The organism is Helicobacter cappadocius (assembly GCF_030688855.1).
In the GTDB taxonomy this organism is placed as follows: domain Bacteria; phylum Campylobacterota; class Campylobacteria; order Campylobacterales; family Helicobacteraceae; genus Helicobacter_J; species Helicobacter_J cappadocius.
The window spans coordinates 11590-27841 of the sequence record NZ_JAUYZK010000012.1; the positions used below are offsets into that span (position 1 = coordinate 11590).

The following is a 16252-nucleotide window of genomic DNA, read 5'->3' on the forward strand; positions in this document are numbered from 1 at the left end:
TGTTCTCCTTAAAGCAATATCACAATACTTGTGATGAGTATATTTAAAAGTGCTAAAGGCATCATTATCTTCCAGCACATACGCATTAGCTGATCGGGTCTAACGTGAGGAAAAGTAGCTCTTGCCCACATCGCTAAAAATACAAAAAAGCAAACTTTTAAAATAATAGCTATTCCGCCAGGTATGAACCATATTGGATTATACCCACCAAAAAAAATGATAGAAATAACAAAACAGAATGCGAATAGATGAGCATATTCGGCTAAAAAGAACATTCCCCATTTAAGCCCACTATATTCAGTGGCATACCCTGCAACAATTTCAGCTTCATGTTCTAAAAGGTCAAAAGGTGTTCTATTTAGCTCCGCATAACTTGCGACTAAAAATAATACAAAAGCTAGAGGTTGTTTGAATACAAGCCAACTCAAAATCCCATCGGATTGATAATTGTTGATTTCAACCATAGACAATGAACCTATAAGCATTAGCGGAGCCAAAATTGTAATTGTGCTTACAACCTCAAAACTCAAAAGTTGTATAGCTGCCCTAGCAGATCCAATCAATGAATATTTGCTTCCTGAAGCCAACCCTCCAAGTAGTGGGGCGTATATTCCCACAGAACCAGCTGCTAGAAAAAATAGCAATCCCATATTGATATCAGAAATAATTGGATGAACGGTGTAGCCAAATATAGTAAAATTTCCAAAAAATGGAATAGGGGCCATTGATACAAATGCGGACATCATTGCAATAATTGGAGCAAGTGTAAAAATTAACTTATTGGCATCTTTTGGAATAATATCTTCTTTGCTAAAAAGCTTGATACCATCTGCTAATACTTGAAACAATCCATATGGACCAACATAGCTAGGTCCAAGTCTACGTTGAAAGAAAGCTAGTATTTTACGTTCAATATAGGTAGCAAAACCACCTAAAAATGAAAAAACCAAAACAAGAACCAAGATTTTAATCAGTGTTTCTATAATAAATGCACTCATCTGCATTCCTTTAGAGTTAAATTTTCAAAAATGCTTTGTTTAAATATATGTTCATTATCTAAACTTGGAGAGATAACGAATATATCTTGATTTAAATCATAATCCACATAGACATTTCCTATGATTTCATCACCATTTTTTTCCAAACAAATCTCTTGACCTTCTGTCAGATTGAGTTTAGTCAAATTTTCTTTGGAAGTATATATTCCAGTTTTTGTTTGTAGGTTTTCGCTTGCTTGGGTGTTGGGCGAGAATTGTGCTTGAGGATATTTGAAATAGGCATTAAAAGATTCTATTTTTGGGAATTCAATGGAGTTTAAAATAGTATCAGAGGTGTTATTTCTGTGATTTTTAACGAAATCTAAATTAAGCACATAACCTCTTTTTTCTTCACCATTGGAACAATAGTAGTTTTTCAGACAATCATAATGGATTTCTTCAAAACCACTTTCTTTGGGTAATAAATGAGTATAATCAACTAGGCTTTCACCGCTAAGACCAAATGCTTGTGCGATATCACTGAGATCATATCCTCTGTATAGAATTGCTGGTTTTAATGGTAAAAGTTTGTATTCAAAATTGCTAAGAGTAGCTTCAATTTGATTGAGGGCAGGGAGAATGAAATCAACATGATGCTTGGCTTCATTTTTTGTATTAATTCTATCAGAATCAATCACATAATCTCCATATGAGCGAATACCCACCACTTCAGTTGTATCTTTTTTGTCTTCTTGGAGAGTGCAGATGAGTGAGATTCCTACAGAATTTGTCTGAGGTGGAATTAGGACTATTCTTACGCTTGTATTCTTCTCTAAAAATGAAAGCATTTTTGCAATATTTTTAGCATTTTTATGTTGATATACATCTTGACCGATAACCAAAATAGGTGCATTTGCTGATAAAAATATTTCTTTAAGTTGGATAAATTTATCATAATTCAAAGAACATTCTTCTAAAAGTCCATAATAATCTAATTCTATAACTTCTTCAATTTTTTCTATAATTTCTTTAGGCTCTTCAGAAGTGCTTCCATCTTCTATAGGGAGAGTTTTTTTGACCTCTTTTATGGTCGTTTTTGATATCTTTTTTTTGCTTTTATAAACGGTATCCAAAATATTATCAGGGTTCAAATCTTTTATTAATAACAATGCACCTAAAATCACTTCATCTGCTTGAGGGGGATACTGAATAGAAATTACATTTCTGCCAAGTTTGTCAATAAGTCCATCTTTGATAGGATGTGCATAGATTAAAGAGGTAGATTTATTTAACTTGAGAGCATTGTTGATAGCATAACGCAATAAAGGAATTTCTGTTTTTAGACTCGATCCTAGCGAGATAATAAGATCTGAACTTCCAATATCAGATAGTGTTGGAAAATATTTTTGCTTGAATGTATTGCTAAATTCTTGAAATTGTCTTGTGTCTTCGCAATAAATTTCAAAACCTATTTTTTTACGCAATTCTTCTATTATAAATGCTTCTTCATTGGTGATATCTCCACCGATTCTGATAGCTTTTGCATTTTTGATTTTTTGTACAGCTTCAGATAAGTTTTCGCTTCCTTGAATACTTGAGCTTATATCAAATGCAAATCTTCCTGCACCACAGATTGGGTTATAATGAAAATCATTGCTAACGCGATAAATTTTTTGCTTATCATTTAGAACATCTTGATGTTTGACCTGATAATCAATATGGCAACCTGCTGGACAATGAGGGCAGGTAGAGCTTATTTTTCGTAATTCCCAAGCATTTGAAGTATAGCTAAAATTTTTGTAACCCAACGCACCTACAGGACACACGGCGATACACTCTCCACAATCCACACAAGGATTTTCTCCAACAAAATCAATCAGTGCTTTTTGCTTTCTACTCCATACACTATAAGGGTCTTTTGGCATTGTGTCTTTAAAACTATCTGGAGCGTGTAATTCAGTCTTGACGGCTTTGAGATTTGCTTCTCCAATATTGTCCTTGCAGGTAGTAACGCAACGTTCGCAGACAATACAAAGATTTGGATCATAAATAGCCTGTGCCCATTCTTTAGGAACCTTTTCATCATCTTGAACACTGTAATTTTGAGATTCAACCTGATTTTTGAGAGTAAGATCTTGAAGCTCACATTCTCCGCTCTTGTCGCATACGCCACACTCTAGGGGGTGGTTAACATCATAGGTTTGCATTATGGTTCTTCTATCATCTATGACTTCAGGGGTTTGGGTGAGTACTCTAGCTCCATCTTTGGCTTTGGTATTGCAGGTATAAACGCGTTTTCCATCAACTTCAGCCATACACATTTTGCAAGCAACAGTTGGAGAACAACCATTCAAATAACATATAGTTGGGATATAAATATTATTTTTTCTCGCAATTTCTAAAATAGTCTGACCTTCTTTAAAATCTAATTGTTTTTCATCTATTGTTATTTTAGGCATTTTCACTCCATTTTTTGAGGGTGATTTTTATATAAGGATAGGTTTGATTACAAATAAAGTATTTACCTGGATAAAAAATAGCCACCATCCCTTTTAGATATTCCTCTTCAACAAAATCACAAATGAATTCTTTACCTTCAATATTAAAGGAAATTTTTTTCGCATCGGTTATTTTATTTGCGATTGCAAACTGTTTGGAAGCCATTATTTTTGCTTCGTTAAAACCAAAGAAGTTCCCTGATTTTTTTGGTAAATATAAAATAGAGCCATTTGACTCAGGTAGAAAATCAATATCTGGAAGCTCTATATTTTCTATACAAGAAAAAACTTGAGCAGATAGAAAGTAGCCTCTTTGTTCGTTTCCGTTTCTATCAAAAAAGTTTTTAAGATCATCATAGTGAATATTTTTAAATCCTTTTTGTGCAGGGAGCTTGGAAGTGATCTCTACAAGAGATGATTCTGACATTCCGAAATCTTGTGCAATGTCACAAATATCATAGCCTTCATAGGGTAAAGATGGGGTTATGGGCAATAAGCGATAATCTGTATTTACCATAGTGCCTTCTATTTGAAGCATGGAGGGAATTATGAAATCAGTATTTAAAACAAAGTCTGCATTTTCTTTATATTCGATATCTTCAATCATTTCATTGAGGATAAAACTGCCCTTTGTCTTATATCCAACAACATTATGGTTTTCAAGATTATCTTTTGAGAGATTGCAGATAAGTGAAATTCCCACAGAATTCCCAGAAGGAGGAATAATAATGATTTTTGCATGAGTGTATTTTTCTATCAATCCAATCATGTATGCAATCTGTTTGCTCTGTGGATGATAAAAAAGCTCTGATCCAATGAAAATCACAGGATTTTGAGCTATTCTAAAGGATTCGCTTAAAATATCAAGCTCTTCTTCACTAATATTGGACTCAGAACTCAAATAACCTATATCTAGTTTTTCAATGAAATCATTTATTTTAGGATCTTTGATGGTATTTTTTGTAAAACTAGATAGCATTAATGCAACAACACCTATTTCGGTTTGAACTTCATATTGAATATAGGAATGTTTTTTTAATCGTTCATCAGGGATTGGATGAAGGCAAATATGTTTTGTTTTTTGAGTTGTGATGGAGTTAATAATCTGGCTTTTGAGTACAGGCATTTCATCAAAAATAAAACTAGCTAGACTGATACATAAATCGGTTTCTTTTAATATTTCTTTTGTGATATGTATAGGTTTGCTAGAAGTGGATTTGACAATAGATATGAATTCAGAATAAACTCTAGCTTCCTCGCAATATAGTGGTATATCAAGTTTATTTTTAAGCTCATTAATTATAAAAGCTTCTTCATTACTTATTTGTGTCCCAATTCGAATCGCGGAGGCATTTTTGAAAGCTTTTATAGCTGTTTCAAGTTTGGAAATATCTTTATTATAAATGGGGGAATTGCCAAAGTTGTGTCGTCCAGAATGGCACAATTGGGAAAATTCCATTGCGGTCGTGCTCCTATAGATTTTTTTATTTTTAGAAATATGGGTAGGATTATTTGTATTTTTACCTTCATAGATAATATAACAACCCAAAGCACAATTTGTGCAAGTACTAGAAGTTTTTTCCAATTCCCAAGCATTAGAATTGTATTGAAATCTTTCTGAAATCATAGCTCCTGTTGGACATACGCTGACGCATTCATCGCAATCTTCGCAGTAATTTTGGGAGTTGATACCGATTTTTGAATTATATCCACCCATTACTACCTGTAGATAATTGTTGCCTACGATTTGATTACAGGTTCTTGCACATCGTTCGCACATAATACAAAGACTTTCATCATAAATCTTATTTTTAAATGAAATAAAATCATCTTTTCGTTGCACTGCTCCAAAAGTTTGCATAGGTATTTTGGTCTCTAGCACTTTATCTTGAAGTTCGCATTCTCCACTTTTGTCACATACCCCGCATTCTAGTGGATGGTTTATGCATAGAAGTTTCATGATTTCTTGGCGATGTTGTTCTAGTTTTGGGGTATGAGTATATATTTTAGCATCGTGCGTTGCCGGACTTTTGCAAGAGGCGATGATATTTCCACTTTCTTCCTCTACGATACACATACGACATGCACCAACAGGAGCCAACTTTGGAAGATGGCACAAAGTAGGAATATAAATATTGTTTTTTCTAGCAACTTCCAAAATACTTTCACCTTCTTTAAAAGAAAACTCTCTATCGTTGATAAATATACTCATTACAGCACCGCCATTGCTATGTAATAACATCGCATACATCTTTGAGCTTCAGAAAATGCTTCTTGATTACTTAATCCAAAATTAACTTCAACAAAACTATTCTTGCGTTCTGATGGAGATACTTTTTTGCTTTCAGATCTTTTTAGACCCTCATTCCATCCTTTAACCATTTCGTTTTTGTTGAATACGCCAATTTGATGGAGGTAGTCTTCCATTTTTTCCTCATCATTTAAGGATATTTCACCATTTTCCAAATAACGTTTAATAACACTTGCTACGCGTCTTCCTTGTCCTACAGCATTAACAATTGTGAGTGGTCCGCTCACACAATCTCCGCAGCCAAAAACCCCTTTTCTGTTTGTGCTAAAAGTACCTTCTTGAGTTTGAAGTGTTCCCCATTTGGTAATTTCTATTCCCCATTCTTTTGGAAGATAAGAAAAATCTGGGACTTGGGAAACAGCAGGTATCAAAATATCGCATTCAAGTCTTAATGGTGGCTTATCTATTTTGACAAGTTCTCCTTTTGGAGAATCTGGGGTCTTTTTAAGTTCAAATTGTCCAATATCTACAGCTATAATCTTGCCATCTTTGGAAACAATATCTACAACAGCAGATAAAAATTCAAATTTCACTCCCTCTTCTACGCTTTCATGATATTCTTCTTTTGAGGTATTTCTAATGATGGTAGCTTCATCTCTTCTGTATAGCATTGTAACGGATTTTGCTCCAAGTCTGATAGCAGATCGGACGACATCCATGGAGGTAAAGCCTCCCCCCACGCAAATGATATTCTTACCCGTAATATCAGGAAATTCGCAAAGATTGAATTTTTGAGCAAGATTGACTTCATCCATAAATTTAATAGCAGGGAGATAGCCATCTAAAGAAGAATCTTCACCCGGAAAGCCAAGTTTTTTAGAAATCCTAGCTCCTGTTGCCAGAACTATCGCTTGATGGGATTTTTCGAGTTCTAGCATTGATGTCTCATCCATAGCACTTGAAGTGTGAAACCTGACACCAAGATCTTTGAGCATATCAATATCGTGATTGTAGTGTGAAATAGGCATCCGATAGTTTGGAACCCCTACAGCCACTTCTCCACCTAAAACTGGTAAGGCTTCATAGACATCTACACCAATTCCTTCAATAGCTAGATAGTAAGCAGAACTCAATCCACCTGGCCCTGCACCAATAACAGCAACTTTTTTTTGAGTGGATGGACTTTGTGCTGGAGTTTTTGAATGTTGATAAGATAGATGCATATCAAACTCATAATCAGCACCAATTCTCTTGAGTTCCATAATACTGATAGGTTCATCTAAGATAGATCGACGACAGGCATTTTCGCAAGGGTGTGGGCATACTCTACCGCAAACTTGAGCTAAAGGCATTGAACTCCTTGTTGCACTCAAAGAGTCTGCAAAAAGCATATCTCTTACCCCCTCTATATATGCAGGGATATTTACATGTGAAGGACATGCATCTGTACATGGAGCAGTGATTTTAGAGATATATTTTTGATTATTAGCTATTTTTTTTGGATTTAAAAAAATTTCCCTTCTGGTTTGTAGCATTTGGAGGATTGGTTTTGGGGTTGTTTTTCCAATCTCGCATTTACTGGCATTTTGCATCAAATGTGCAGTTCTCTCTAGTTGATCTATATTCTCAAGAAGATTTTCAGGATCATTTTGAATTTTATGCAAAAGATCGTATAAAACCCTTCCACCATATTTACCTGGTGTGCATCTTCCACAAGCTTCAGAATAGCATTGATATTGATATGCGTAGTTTTTTAACATATCTAAAATATCTGTATCTTCATCAAATACTACAACGCCATCCCATCCTATAAATGATTTAATCTTTTCATTTTGAAGATTATTTGGGAATTCTTTTGTTGCAATAGAATATGGAAGAGAGAATTGCATCATTTAGACCTTTTTTTTACTACAAGTGTCCAATCAACTTGGTTGAATCGAATAGAATTCATTAAAATATCACCGCGATTTTTTATGAAATCCGCACTTTTTGGAATATTTTCAAAATCACCAATTTCAAACAAAAATATTCCTACCTCCTCATTAGTAAGTTCAGAATCAATCAATTCTCCCATACGATTATAAAAATCATTTTTTAAATGTCTGAGGTCAAAACGTTTCATCTATCCACCTCTCCAAATACCGCATTTGTTGATCCTATGATGGTTACAACATCGGCAAGATAATGTCCTATAAGGATATCTTGCAAACATCCTATATGATAAAAGCTTGGAGCTTTTATTTTAAGTCGATGCGGATAAGGATTCCCTTGAGAATTAATAAAAAAACCTAATTCTCCTTTTGGAGATTCTGTAGGAGCATAAACTTCACCTTTGGGTGGACGCATACCTTGTGTTACAAGAACAAAATGTTGCATTAAAGCATAATTTTGAGTCATAATATCTTCTTTTGTAGAGGAAATATAATCGGGAGCTTTTGCCATCAATATAGAATCAGTTTTTGGATACATTTCTATGAGTTGCTCTAATATCTTTATAGACTCTCTCATCTCTTCCATGTAGAGTCTATATCTTCCATAGCTATCTCCACTATTTGTTATAGGAACACTAAAATCTAATTCACTGTAGAGTTCATAAGGATCTTCTTTTCGCACATCATAAGCGATTCCGCTAGCACGAAGCATAATGCCACTTAATCCCCAATTTTTTGCCACTTCTGCTGAAATTGTCCCCACATTTTCAAGCCTAGATCTCCAAATTCGATTATTATCAAGCAGTCCTTCTATGAGTGCTATAGTGTTATGGGTTTCTTGAATAAATTTTTTTAGATTCTCAATCCATCTTGATGGTAAATCAAGTGGCACTCCACCGATTCTAATTGCATTATGTGTCAACCTAGCACCGCAGTACTCTTCCATCAAATCCAGACCATATTCTCTAGTCTTGAAACAGTATAAAAACATTGATAATGCACCTACATCCATTCCATGTACAGCTACAAACATTATATGAGAGATGATTCTATTAAGTTCCAAAAGCATCGTCCTAATAACTTGAGCCCTTTTTGGAATTTCGATATCAAGTAGTTTTTCCACAGCGTGAGCAAAGGCATAATTATTGCTAGTAGCAGAAGTATAATCAAGCCTATCTGTTGTGGGCATAAATTCATTATAAATCATATTCTCAGCTAATTTTTCTATTCCTCTGTGGAGATAGCCTATATCTGGAGTAGCTTTTATTACTTTTTCTCCATCAAGCTCTAAGATCAATCGTAGCTGACCGTGGGCAGAAGGGTGTTGAGGCCCAAAATTTATTATCATCTTATTATCATCTTGTTCGAAAACAATATTTTCAAATTGCGGTTTGAGCTTAGTATAAATTTGTGCCATTAGCGTCTCTCTTTCAAAACTTTAGCTTTAGATAAGTCTAGTTTTTTAACAAACAACGCTTTGGATGATTTTTTATCAATTAAAACAGATTGATCTTGTGAGCCCTTTTGCATCTCATGTCCTATTCTAGCGAAGTTAAAGGTATCTTTTTCATCCACTCTTGCACTATCTCTTTGTTCAGGACCTATAATTTGACGATATTCTTTTCCAAATATTCTATCAACCTCATACCAAGATGCACTTTCATCACCTTTTAAAGGATAAGATTTTAATAAAGGATGTCCAACCCAATCTTGAGGCATCAGTAGTCTTGTTAAGTGAGGATGTCCATTGAATATAATTCCAAACATATCAAAAGCTTCTCTTTCGCTCCAAATGGCACATCTAAATTCACTCACTATAGAGTCAATGTTTTCATTTGGGCTTAATACACACTTAACTCGAATACGTTTTTTTTCAATATTGTTGTTATCACAGGAGAGAAGTTGATAAAACATTTCAAATTCTCCTTTTATATCTAGCATATCAATTGCACTCATCTCACTAAGAATTTCATAACCGAGTTTCTTGAGAATTTTCATTATAGGTAAAAGATCTATCTTTTGAATCCAAAAAACAGCCGTACCTAGTTCTATATAACTTTCACAAATCTTGTGCTCATAGCTCAAATGATTCAAAATTACTTCATAAGGACTTCCTAATAAAGAAGCTTTTGGAGTTTGTTTTGGTTGGTAAAATTTATCTGTATGATAAGCTTTTTTTTGAATATCTAAACCAATCTTGTTTTGTCTAACCATCAATAATCCCTCTTTATATCAAGCGTTTAGGCGGGTTTTTGCCAAAAGCTTTCTGTTTTCTTATCTTTTTTTGAAGCATCATCAATGCATATTGAAGGGTTTCTGGACGTGGAGCACAACCAGGAAGATAAATATCAACAGGAATGATTCTATCAACCCCTTGAACGGTTGCATAAGTATTGAACATTCCTCCTGTATTAGCACAGCTACCCATTGAGATAACCCATTTTGGCTCGGGCATCTGATCGTAAAGCCTACGAGTAAATTCAGCATGTTTTTTAGTGACCGTACCAGCGATAATCATTACATCTGATTGTCTAGGAGAAGCACGGAATATTGTTCCAAATCTATCAAAGTCAAATCTAGATCCGCCTGCTGCCATCATTTCTATAGCACAACAAGCAAGTCCATAAGTTAGTGGCCAAAGAGAATTGCTTCTAGCCCAATTTAGAAGGTTATCAACCGTTGTAAGTGCTATAGGTGCCCCTGAGTTTTTCAGGTAATTTATTTGATGTTGTGCCATGATAGTGCTCCTCTTTTCCAAGCATAAACAAAACCAATAATTAGGAACGAAAGAAAGCTTAACATTTCCATAAATCCAAAAATACCTAAAGCTTTAAAATCTATCGCCCAAGGAAACATAAAAATAACTTCAACATCGAATAAAATAAAAAGCATCGCAATAATATAAAATTGATGAGAAATTCTATTTTGTTGCTTGATAGGCAATGGACCACATTCGTATGCAGATAACTTGAGCTTGTCATTTCTTTTGTCGGCTAGTTTTCGGCTAATAAAACGTTGCACCCTTAAGGTTGTGTTAAAAGCCAAAAAGGTAAATACAAAGATGATAAACACCCCAAAGTAAGGATGTAGAAGCATAGGATTTTCCATTTTGTAGTTCCTAAAAAATTGAAAGTTTGTTCGTTGATTGAATTGTAGTCTTAAAATGATTAAAAATAAACAAAGAAAATTTAATCTAGCAAAAAAAGGGGATTTTTGTTACCTTTAGTAACAAAAAAATAGTGCTATTTTTTTACTATTTTGGAAGTAAAAATATTAAATTTCAATCTCATGAGGTATTTTATTGATGAAATAAGTTGCTTTTTTATAGCCTATATTCTTTACAATTTCTAAGCATTCTTTGTAGCCATATCCCACTTGATCTACGCTATGCGCATCACTTCCGAATGTGATTGGAATTTCAAGGGTTTTGGCAATCTCTAAGATATTTACACTTGGATATTGCTCTTTTACTGGTTTTCTTAGTCCAGCAGAGTTGATTTCAAGAACCATTTGAGTATCTTTGATTGTCTGAAGTGCTTTTTTTATAAGATTATATGATTTTATGTTTGGAGTATGACCAAAAATTTTGAGTAAATCAAAATGCCCAACTATTTGAAAAAGTTTTGTTTGAGCCATATGAGTGATAGCTTGTAGATATTTTCTCCAACATTCCTCCATATCCTTTTTGACATATTCGCCGATGAATTCAGGATTATCAAACCCCCATTCATCTAAAAAATGAATAGAACCAACCAAATAATCAAAAGGATAATCAAGAATTTTTTGTTCTATTAAATCTTGTCTATTGTCTATAAAATCGACTTCTAATCCACATAAAATCTGAATTTTATTTCCGTAGGTTTTTTGTGCATTTTTTATCATTTTATAATAAATATCTAATTCCTCAAGTCTCATCCTATACTTTGGATCAAACTTCATGGGAGAATGACAGGAGAAACCGTAAATATCAATACCTAATTCTATAGCTCTTTTGATATATTCATCTACACTTCCATGTGCATGATTGCATAAAATAGTATGATTGTGAATATCGACTCTCATATTTGTATTGATTCTTGCTTTTTGATTTTAGTTAAAAATTCTTCCAAATTAAATTTTTTACGATGGTTTTCTGTAAAAATATGAATCATTATATCTCCCAAGTCTGCAATAATCCAATCCTCACTCTCTTCATCAGTGCTATAAAATACTTCTCCTAATGCTTTGAGCTCACTTTTAAGCATATCTAGTAGTGCATAAGAATGTTTTCCGGCCATCGCTGTAGCAATAATAACGCAATCCACGATATAATCTTTACCTTCAAGGTTAAAAACATCTATATTTTCAGCCTTTTTTTGATCAAGTAGTTCGGTAATTATTTTTGTCCTCTTGGGCAAATTTTTTGTTTGTGTCAATTTAGCTCCTTATATGATTTAATAACTTCAAGCTTTATCTCTTCGGGTAGATCATCTGGTAGATATCCTAGCGAAAGACCCTCTCTAATTTGAGTGGATGAAATTTTGTATTTTACATCTGGGAGAGATATTTTACATAGATTATCTGCATTTGCATCATATCCATATCTTTCAATCAATACAAATTCGACTAGATTTTTGAGCTCTTCGTAACGTTTCCATTTGTGTAGATTGCTTAGATTATCTTCACCGATAATAAAAAATATTTTCTTTGGATTGAGATGATTTTTTATATGCAGTACGCTTTCGATGCTTGGTATGGGTTTTTTCTGTAATATTTCCATATCACTAACTTCCACCTTAGAAAGATTTGCACTCAATTGCTTCATCCATTTATAACGTTTTTTTGCTTCAAATAAGCAAGGTTTTTTTAGCGGATTTTGATAGGCTACAATGACAATAAGTTTGTCAATATCAAGTTTTTGTAATGCGACTTGAATTGTCTGAATATGGGCGATATGAGGAGGATCAAAGCTTCCCCCATAAATAGCGATATTCATCATTTATCTTTATCAAAACAAGAAGTTTTGGTAAGCTTGGAAAATTTTATTCCACCTAGCCCCCCAACTTCTAGGGAAAATTTTTGAATCTTTGCTAGGCAACCCTTAAGTATAATCGTTTCTAGGCAATTGCAGGATTCTGTATAAACATGAGTGTTGCAAAGAATATTGACTGAACTATTGTGCTGTATATCTATCATTCTTTGATCGAGTCCTCTTTGATAATGGTATGTAGTTACAAGCACAGCGATACTTTTATTTAATAAAGAAGAATAAGTTTTCATCTTCCAGCTGTTTTCCATATTGTTTTCGCGTATCATATCGTGCACTAACTCTGATCTAGATAAATAGCCGTTTCTTATAATACGAGTATCTAGCTCATCAAGGAGGTTTTCTTGAAGGGATAGTGAAAATCTTATCGCAGATTCTTTTTCTTTCATTTGTTTTTTAGATGGCATTTTGTAACTTTGTAAAAAAAATTAAAAGTCTTATTTTTCATGATTCTAGCTGTGCGTATTGTATCAAAAGTTTATCTTAAAATCTCAACTTGCTTTAATTTCTCTCCTTGTGAATTATTGTTTTTTGGTTTTTAACCTTTAATAATGTTTTTGTATTTCTAAAAAATAATATAATTAAAAAATAATGTTTAATATTGACAATTATTCTCAAAGTGCTAAAATATCAATTAAAAAATACAGGACATTATAGATGGAATTTTTGAAGTTACATATCGATCACATAGTATTTGTCGTACTTGGTATAATGGGATTCTTGACAATTTGGTTTACAGTGGAGCGGGTTATGTTTTATTGGAAAATAAAAGTAGATACTTATGAAGACATAGATATGCTTGAAGAGCATTTGACAAAGAATCTAACTACTCTTTATATAATATATTCAAATGCACCGTATGTTGGATTATTGGGCACTGTAGTTGGAATTATGATAACCTTTTACGATATGGGAATGAGCGGAGGAATGGATGCTAAAACAATTATGGTCGGATTATCTTTAGCACTTAAAGCTACAGCACTTGGATTGGTGGTAGCAATACCAACATTGGTGATTTATAATGCTTTGGTTCGTAAGGTAGATACGATTGTTAATCGCTTTAAGGTGGCAAAAAAATGAAGATAAGAAGAGGCGAGGGTCTTAATATTGTTCCTTTTATAGATATTATGCTTGTTTTGTTGGCGATTGTTTTGAGCGTATCAACCTTTATCGCACAAGGCAAGATAGAAATTGATTTACCTCAAGCTGATTCCGCTCAAAAGAAAAATGATGATAAAAAAGTTTCTATTGTTGTAGATGCAAACAATGTGATCTATGTTGATGACAAGCCCGAGTCAATAGAGGCTCTAAAAAGCTTGATTGAAGATACAGATCCTAAAACTCTTGTTGAATTAAGAAGCGACAAAGATTCCAAATTTGAGACTTTTGTTAAGATTATAGATTTGTTGAAGGAAAACAATCATGAAAATTTTGCAATTTCTACGAAAACAAATTGAATCCCCCAATAAGGTAGGTTTTATTGTTGCATTTGCGATCTATGCAGGTGCTATTACGATGATTTTCGGATCATTTAAAAGCACAGAACTTAAGCAGGATGGACAAAGTAAGCTTACGATGAGTTTAGCAAGTATCAATACTCAAGCACCTCAAAAAACTCATTCTACTTCCGTTCCAAAACCCAAGCCAAAACCAAAACCCAAGCCAAAAAAAACAAAACCAATAGAAAAGAAACAGGTTGAACCAGAAAAAGAAGTAAAAGAAGTTCAAGAAACCAAAGATGAAGAGAAACAAGAAAGTTCAAATACTACTTCTGAAGGTTCGCAAGCTGAGTCATTAGCATACAATGAAGGTGTAAGTGATGAATTCTTGGCAAAGATACAAATGGCGATTAGTAAAAAAAATAAATATCCTCGCATCGCTAGAATTAGGGGATTAGAAGGTGAAGTAATGGTTGAGTTTGTCTTAAATATGGATGGAACAATGCAGGGACTTAAAATTCTCCAAAGTACTGCTGGGGATATTCTCAATGATAGTGCTATAAAAGCAATTAAGAGTGCTTCTAAAGATTTTCCTTTGCCAACTCAAAGAGTAAGGATAAAAATTCCAATCGCCTATACTCTGAAGTCTTGATTAATAAAATTTATTGCTTGAAATTTGTGCTAGAATTCTCAAAATAATACAACCTAATTTTGGTTACAATGAAATTAAAAGAGAGTTTTTATGTATAAAAATTATTTTTTCATAGGATTTTTGGGATTTTTGCTTTTTGTGTTTGTCACATTTTCTATTGTCTTAAGTTTTAACTGGATTCGATCTTTTGATACATTTTTTATTGAATGTATTAGGGGTGATGTTGAGTCTAATTTGACATGGAATCAGTGGATGAAATTCTTGAGCAATATTGGAGATTCCAAAACCGTGATTGTTGTTAGTTTTGTTGTGATGTTGTGGATGTTTTGGAAACGAAAAATTATGCTTGGAATATGGTTTATTGGTAGTATAGCTATAAGTATGATTATTTTAAAAATACTAAAGGAAATGATTGCACGTCCGCGTCCAAATATTGAAAACTGGCTTAGCAATGCATCTGGTTTTAGCTATCCGAGCGGACATTCTCTGAGCATTAGTATTTTTTGTCTTTTAGTATTTTTATTTATTTGGTCATCAGAAACAAAGGTTTTTTTCAAATTTTTTTCTGGGATTTTAGCAGTATTGCTAATTTTTTCTATTATGTATTCACGTATCTATTTGGGGGTTCATTATCCTAGTGATGTCTTTGGAGGCTTTTTGCTTGGGTTAACATTGGCATTTTTTTCAAGAGGTGTCTATCTTAAGTTGTTTAAACATAAACAATCTTAAAATGATCGCCTTATGCTGATCGATCAAATATGGAGAGAAAATGCGTGAAATTGTCCTGATAAGCTCAAAGGAAAATGTGAAAATAAAAACACTTGTAGTTAATCAAATCAATCTTTTTTCGATCAAAAAGGCTATTTTAGATCAACATATTGATTTAAAGAACATTAATCAGCATGTTGATGCTCTGATTTTTACTTCAAAAAATGCCTTTAAAGCCCTTTTACAAAACATCCAGCAAGATTGTGAATTGGAAGGTTTTAGGGATATTCCAGCTTTTGTAATAGGAGAAGGAAGTGCCCAAAAATTACGAAAAGAGGGCTTTAAAGTTGAGTATGTAGGTATCGATTCTCATGGATCTGGATTTTCAAGCGAAATCATTCCGTTGTTAAAAAATAGAAAACCTTTATATCTTAGAGCCAAAAAGATTGTTTCAGGACTAGATGCAAAATTATTGGATGCTAAGATCAAACTCAAACAGGTTATCGCATACGAAAATAAAACAATTATTCTTGATAACGCCTTAAAACCTAGCCCTAAATCCATTTTGATTTTTACTGCACCAAGTCATTATCTGGCATTTAAGCAAAATTTTGGATGGGATGGAAGTTACTATGCTATCGCAATTGGCATGACTACTTTTAGCGTTTTTGATGGAGATGTAGAAGCGTTTGTAAGTCCGATTCAAAATATTGATAGTTGTATAGAGTTTGCAAAGGAACTAGCATCAAAATTGCCATGAAACCTAATGG

General features: G+C 33.5%; 18 protein-coding genes. 5 read left to right on the forward strand and 13 right to left on the reverse strand.

Features of this window, described 5'->3' with window-relative positions; genetic code table 11:
- Positions 1-8: 8 nt before the first annotated feature.
- The 13 genes from nuoH to Q5I06_RS07490 form a co-directional block, all read right to left on the reverse strand.
- Positions 9-998: an NADH-quinone oxidoreductase subunit NuoH gene (gene nuoH / locus Q5I06_RS07430; RefSeq protein ID WP_305517551.1), complete on the reverse strand. Its 990-nt coding sequence runs from the start codon at positions 996-998 to the stop codon at positions 9-11.
- On the reverse strand, positions 995-3436 hold the full coding sequence (locus Q5I06_RS07435; RefSeq protein WP_305517550.1) for an NADH-quinone oxidoreductase subunit G: 2442 nt from the start codon (positions 3434-3436) through the stop codon (positions 995-997). The genes nuoH and Q5I06_RS07435 overlap by 4 nt, the downstream gene beginning before the upstream one ends.
- Entirely contained in the window at positions 3429-5717 is a 2289-nt protein-coding gene (locus Q5I06_RS07440; protein ID WP_305517549.1) for a 2Fe-2S iron-sulfur cluster-binding protein, read from the reverse strand. Before Q5I06_RS07440 ends, Q5I06_RS07435 begins: the two co-directional genes overlap by 8 nt.
- Complete coding sequence (locus Q5I06_RS07445; protein WP_305517548.1) at positions 5687-7615, reverse strand: FAD-dependent oxidoreductase; 1929 nt, start codon at positions 7613-7615, stop codon at positions 5687-5689. The genes Q5I06_RS07440 and Q5I06_RS07445 overlap by 31 nt, the downstream gene beginning before the upstream one ends.
- Positions 7615-7848, reverse strand: coding sequence for an NADH-ubiquinone oxidoreductase subunit E family protein (locus tag Q5I06_RS07450; RefSeq protein WP_305517547.1), 234 nt, complete (start codon positions 7846-7848; stop codon positions 7615-7617). The genes Q5I06_RS07445 and Q5I06_RS07450 overlap by 1 nt, the downstream gene beginning before the upstream one ends.
- Entirely contained in the window at positions 7845-9074 is a 1230-nt protein-coding gene (nuoD, locus tag Q5I06_RS07455) for an NADH dehydrogenase (quinone) subunit D (protein ID WP_305517546.1), read from the reverse strand. Before nuoD ends, Q5I06_RS07450 begins: the two co-directional genes overlap by 4 nt.
- Positions 9074-9871, reverse strand: a complete 798-nt coding sequence (locus tag Q5I06_RS07460) for an NADH-quinone oxidoreductase subunit C (protein ID WP_305517545.1) — start codon at positions 9869-9871, stop codon at positions 9074-9076. The genes nuoD and Q5I06_RS07460 overlap by 1 nt, the downstream gene beginning before the upstream one ends.
- A 13-nt stretch (positions 9872-9884) precedes the next feature.
- Entirely contained in the window at positions 9885-10394 is a 510-nt protein-coding gene (locus Q5I06_RS07465; RefSeq protein WP_305517544.1) for a NuoB/complex I 20 kDa subunit family protein, read from the reverse strand.
- On the reverse strand, positions 10376-10765 hold the full coding sequence (locus tag Q5I06_RS07470; protein WP_305517543.1) for an NAD(P)H-quinone oxidoreductase subunit 3: 390 nt from the start codon (positions 10763-10765) through the stop codon (positions 10376-10378). Before Q5I06_RS07470 ends, Q5I06_RS07465 begins: the two co-directional genes overlap by 19 nt.
- Positions 10766-10930: 165 nt before the next feature.
- Complete coding sequence (locus tag Q5I06_RS07475) at positions 10931-11719, reverse strand: histidinol-phosphatase (protein ID WP_305517542.1); 789 nt, start codon at positions 11717-11719, stop codon at positions 10931-10933.
- Positions 11716-12072 carry a ribosome silencing factor gene (gene rsfS, locus Q5I06_RS07480; protein WP_305517541.1) on the reverse strand — a complete coding sequence of 119 codons (357 nt, stop codon included), beginning with the start codon at positions 12070-12072 and terminating at the stop codon, positions 11716-11718. Before rsfS ends, Q5I06_RS07475 begins: the two co-directional genes overlap by 4 nt.
- Entirely contained in the window at positions 12069-12632 is a 564-nt protein-coding gene (nadD, locus tag Q5I06_RS07485) for a nicotinate (nicotinamide) nucleotide adenylyltransferase (protein ID WP_305517540.1), read from the reverse strand. The genes rsfS and nadD overlap by 4 nt, the downstream gene beginning before the upstream one ends.
- Entirely contained in the window at positions 12632-13090 is a 459-nt protein-coding gene (locus Q5I06_RS07490; RefSeq protein ID WP_305517539.1) for a ribbon-helix-helix protein, CopG family, read from the reverse strand. The genes nadD and Q5I06_RS07490 overlap by 1 nt, the downstream gene beginning before the upstream one ends.
- Positions 13091-13340: 250 nt before the next feature.
- Here Q5I06_RS07490 and exbB point away from each other — a divergent pair, with 250 nt between their 5' ends.
- The 5 genes from exbB (at position 13341) to Q5I06_RS07515 (ending at position 16242) form a co-directional block, all read left to right on the forward strand.
- Positions 13341-13763: a TonB-system energizer ExbB gene (exbB, locus tag Q5I06_RS07495; protein WP_305517538.1), complete on the forward strand. Its 423-nt coding sequence runs from the start codon at positions 13341-13343 to the stop codon at positions 13761-13763.
- Positions 13760-14140, forward strand: coding sequence for a TonB system transport protein ExbD (exbD, locus tag Q5I06_RS07500; RefSeq protein WP_305517537.1), 381 nt, complete (start codon positions 13760-13762; stop codon positions 14138-14140). Before exbB ends, exbD begins: the two co-directional genes overlap by 4 nt.
- On the forward strand, positions 14106-14774 hold the full coding sequence (locus Q5I06_RS07505; protein ID WP_305517536.1) for an energy transducer TonB: 669 nt from the start codon (positions 14106-14108) through the stop codon (positions 14772-14774). Before exbD ends, Q5I06_RS07505 begins: the two co-directional genes overlap by 35 nt.
- A 90-nt stretch (positions 14775-14864) precedes the next feature.
- On the forward strand, positions 14865-15503 hold the full coding sequence (locus Q5I06_RS07510; RefSeq protein WP_305517535.1) for a phosphatase PAP2 family protein: 639 nt from the start codon (positions 14865-14867) through the stop codon (positions 15501-15503).
- A 40-nt stretch (positions 15504-15543) separates the two neighbouring features.
- Entirely contained in the window at positions 15544-16242 is a 699-nt protein-coding gene (locus Q5I06_RS07515; RefSeq protein WP_305517534.1) for a uroporphyrinogen-III synthase, read from the forward strand.
- Positions 16243-16252: the final 10 nt, after the last annotated feature.

What these genes read in the sequence shown, in the direction of transcription:
- exbB (WP_305517538.1), top strand. Translation starts at nt 13,341, where the DNA reads ATGGAATTTTTGAAGTTACATATCGATCACATAGTATTTGTCGTACTT.
- nadD (WP_305517540.1), bottom strand. Translation starts at nt 12,632, where the DNA reads ATGAATATCGCTATTTATGGGGGAAGCTTTGATCCTCCTCATATCGCC.
- Q5I06_RS07465 (WP_305517544.1), bottom strand. Translation starts at nt 10,394, where the DNA reads ATGGCACAACATCAAATAAATTACCTGAAAAACTCAGGGGCACCTATA.
- Q5I06_RS07490 (WP_305517539.1), bottom strand. Translation starts at nt 13,090, where the DNA reads ATGCCATCTAAAAAACAAATGAAAGAAAAAGAATCTGCGATAAGATTT.
- exbD (WP_305517537.1), top strand. Translation starts at nt 13,760, where the DNA reads ATGAAGATAAGAAGAGGCGAGGGTCTTAATATTGTTCCTTTTATAGAT.
- Q5I06_RS07510 (WP_305517535.1), top strand. Translation starts at nt 14,865, where the DNA reads ATGTATAAAAATTATTTTTTCATAGGATTTTTGGGATTTTTGCTTTTT.
- Q5I06_RS07515 (WP_305517534.1), top strand. Translation starts at nt 15,544, where the DNA reads ATGCGTGAAATTGTCCTGATAAGCTCAAAGGAAAATGTGAAAATAAAA.
- Q5I06_RS07475 (WP_305517542.1), bottom strand. Translation starts at nt 11,719, where the DNA reads ATGAGAGTCGATATTCACAATCATACTATTTTATGCAATCATGCACAT.
- Q5I06_RS07505 (WP_305517536.1), top strand. Translation starts at nt 14,106, where the DNA reads ATGAAAATTTTGCAATTTCTACGAAAACAAATTGAATCCCCCAATAAG.
- Q5I06_RS07445 (WP_305517548.1), bottom strand. Translation starts at nt 7,615, where the DNA reads ATGCAATTCTCTCTTCCATATTCTATTGCAACAAAAGAATTCCCAAAT.
- Q5I06_RS07440 (WP_305517549.1), bottom strand. Translation starts at nt 5,717, where the DNA reads ATGTTATTACATAGCAATGGCGGTGCTGTAATGAGTATATTTATCAAC.
- Q5I06_RS07435 (WP_305517550.1), bottom strand. Translation starts at nt 3,436, where the DNA reads ATGCCTAAAATAACAATAGATGAAAAACAATTAGATTTTAAAGAAGGT.
- Q5I06_RS07460 (WP_305517545.1), bottom strand. Translation starts at nt 9,871, where the DNA reads ATGGTTAGACAAAACAAGATTGGTTTAGATATTCAAAAAAAAGCTTAT.
- Q5I06_RS07470 (WP_305517543.1), bottom strand. Translation starts at nt 10,765, where the DNA reads ATGGAAAATCCTATGCTTCTACATCCTTACTTTGGGGTGTTTATCATC.
- Q5I06_RS07450 (WP_305517547.1), bottom strand. Translation starts at nt 7,848, where the DNA reads ATGAAACGTTTTGACCTCAGACATTTAAAAAATGATTTTTATAATCGT.
- nuoD (WP_305517546.1), bottom strand. Translation starts at nt 9,074, where the DNA reads ATGGCACAAATTTATACTAAGCTCAAACCGCAATTTGAAAATATTGTT.
- nuoH (WP_305517551.1), bottom strand. Translation starts at nt 998, where the DNA reads ATGAGTGCATTTATTATAGAAACACTGATTAAAATCTTGGTTCTTGTT.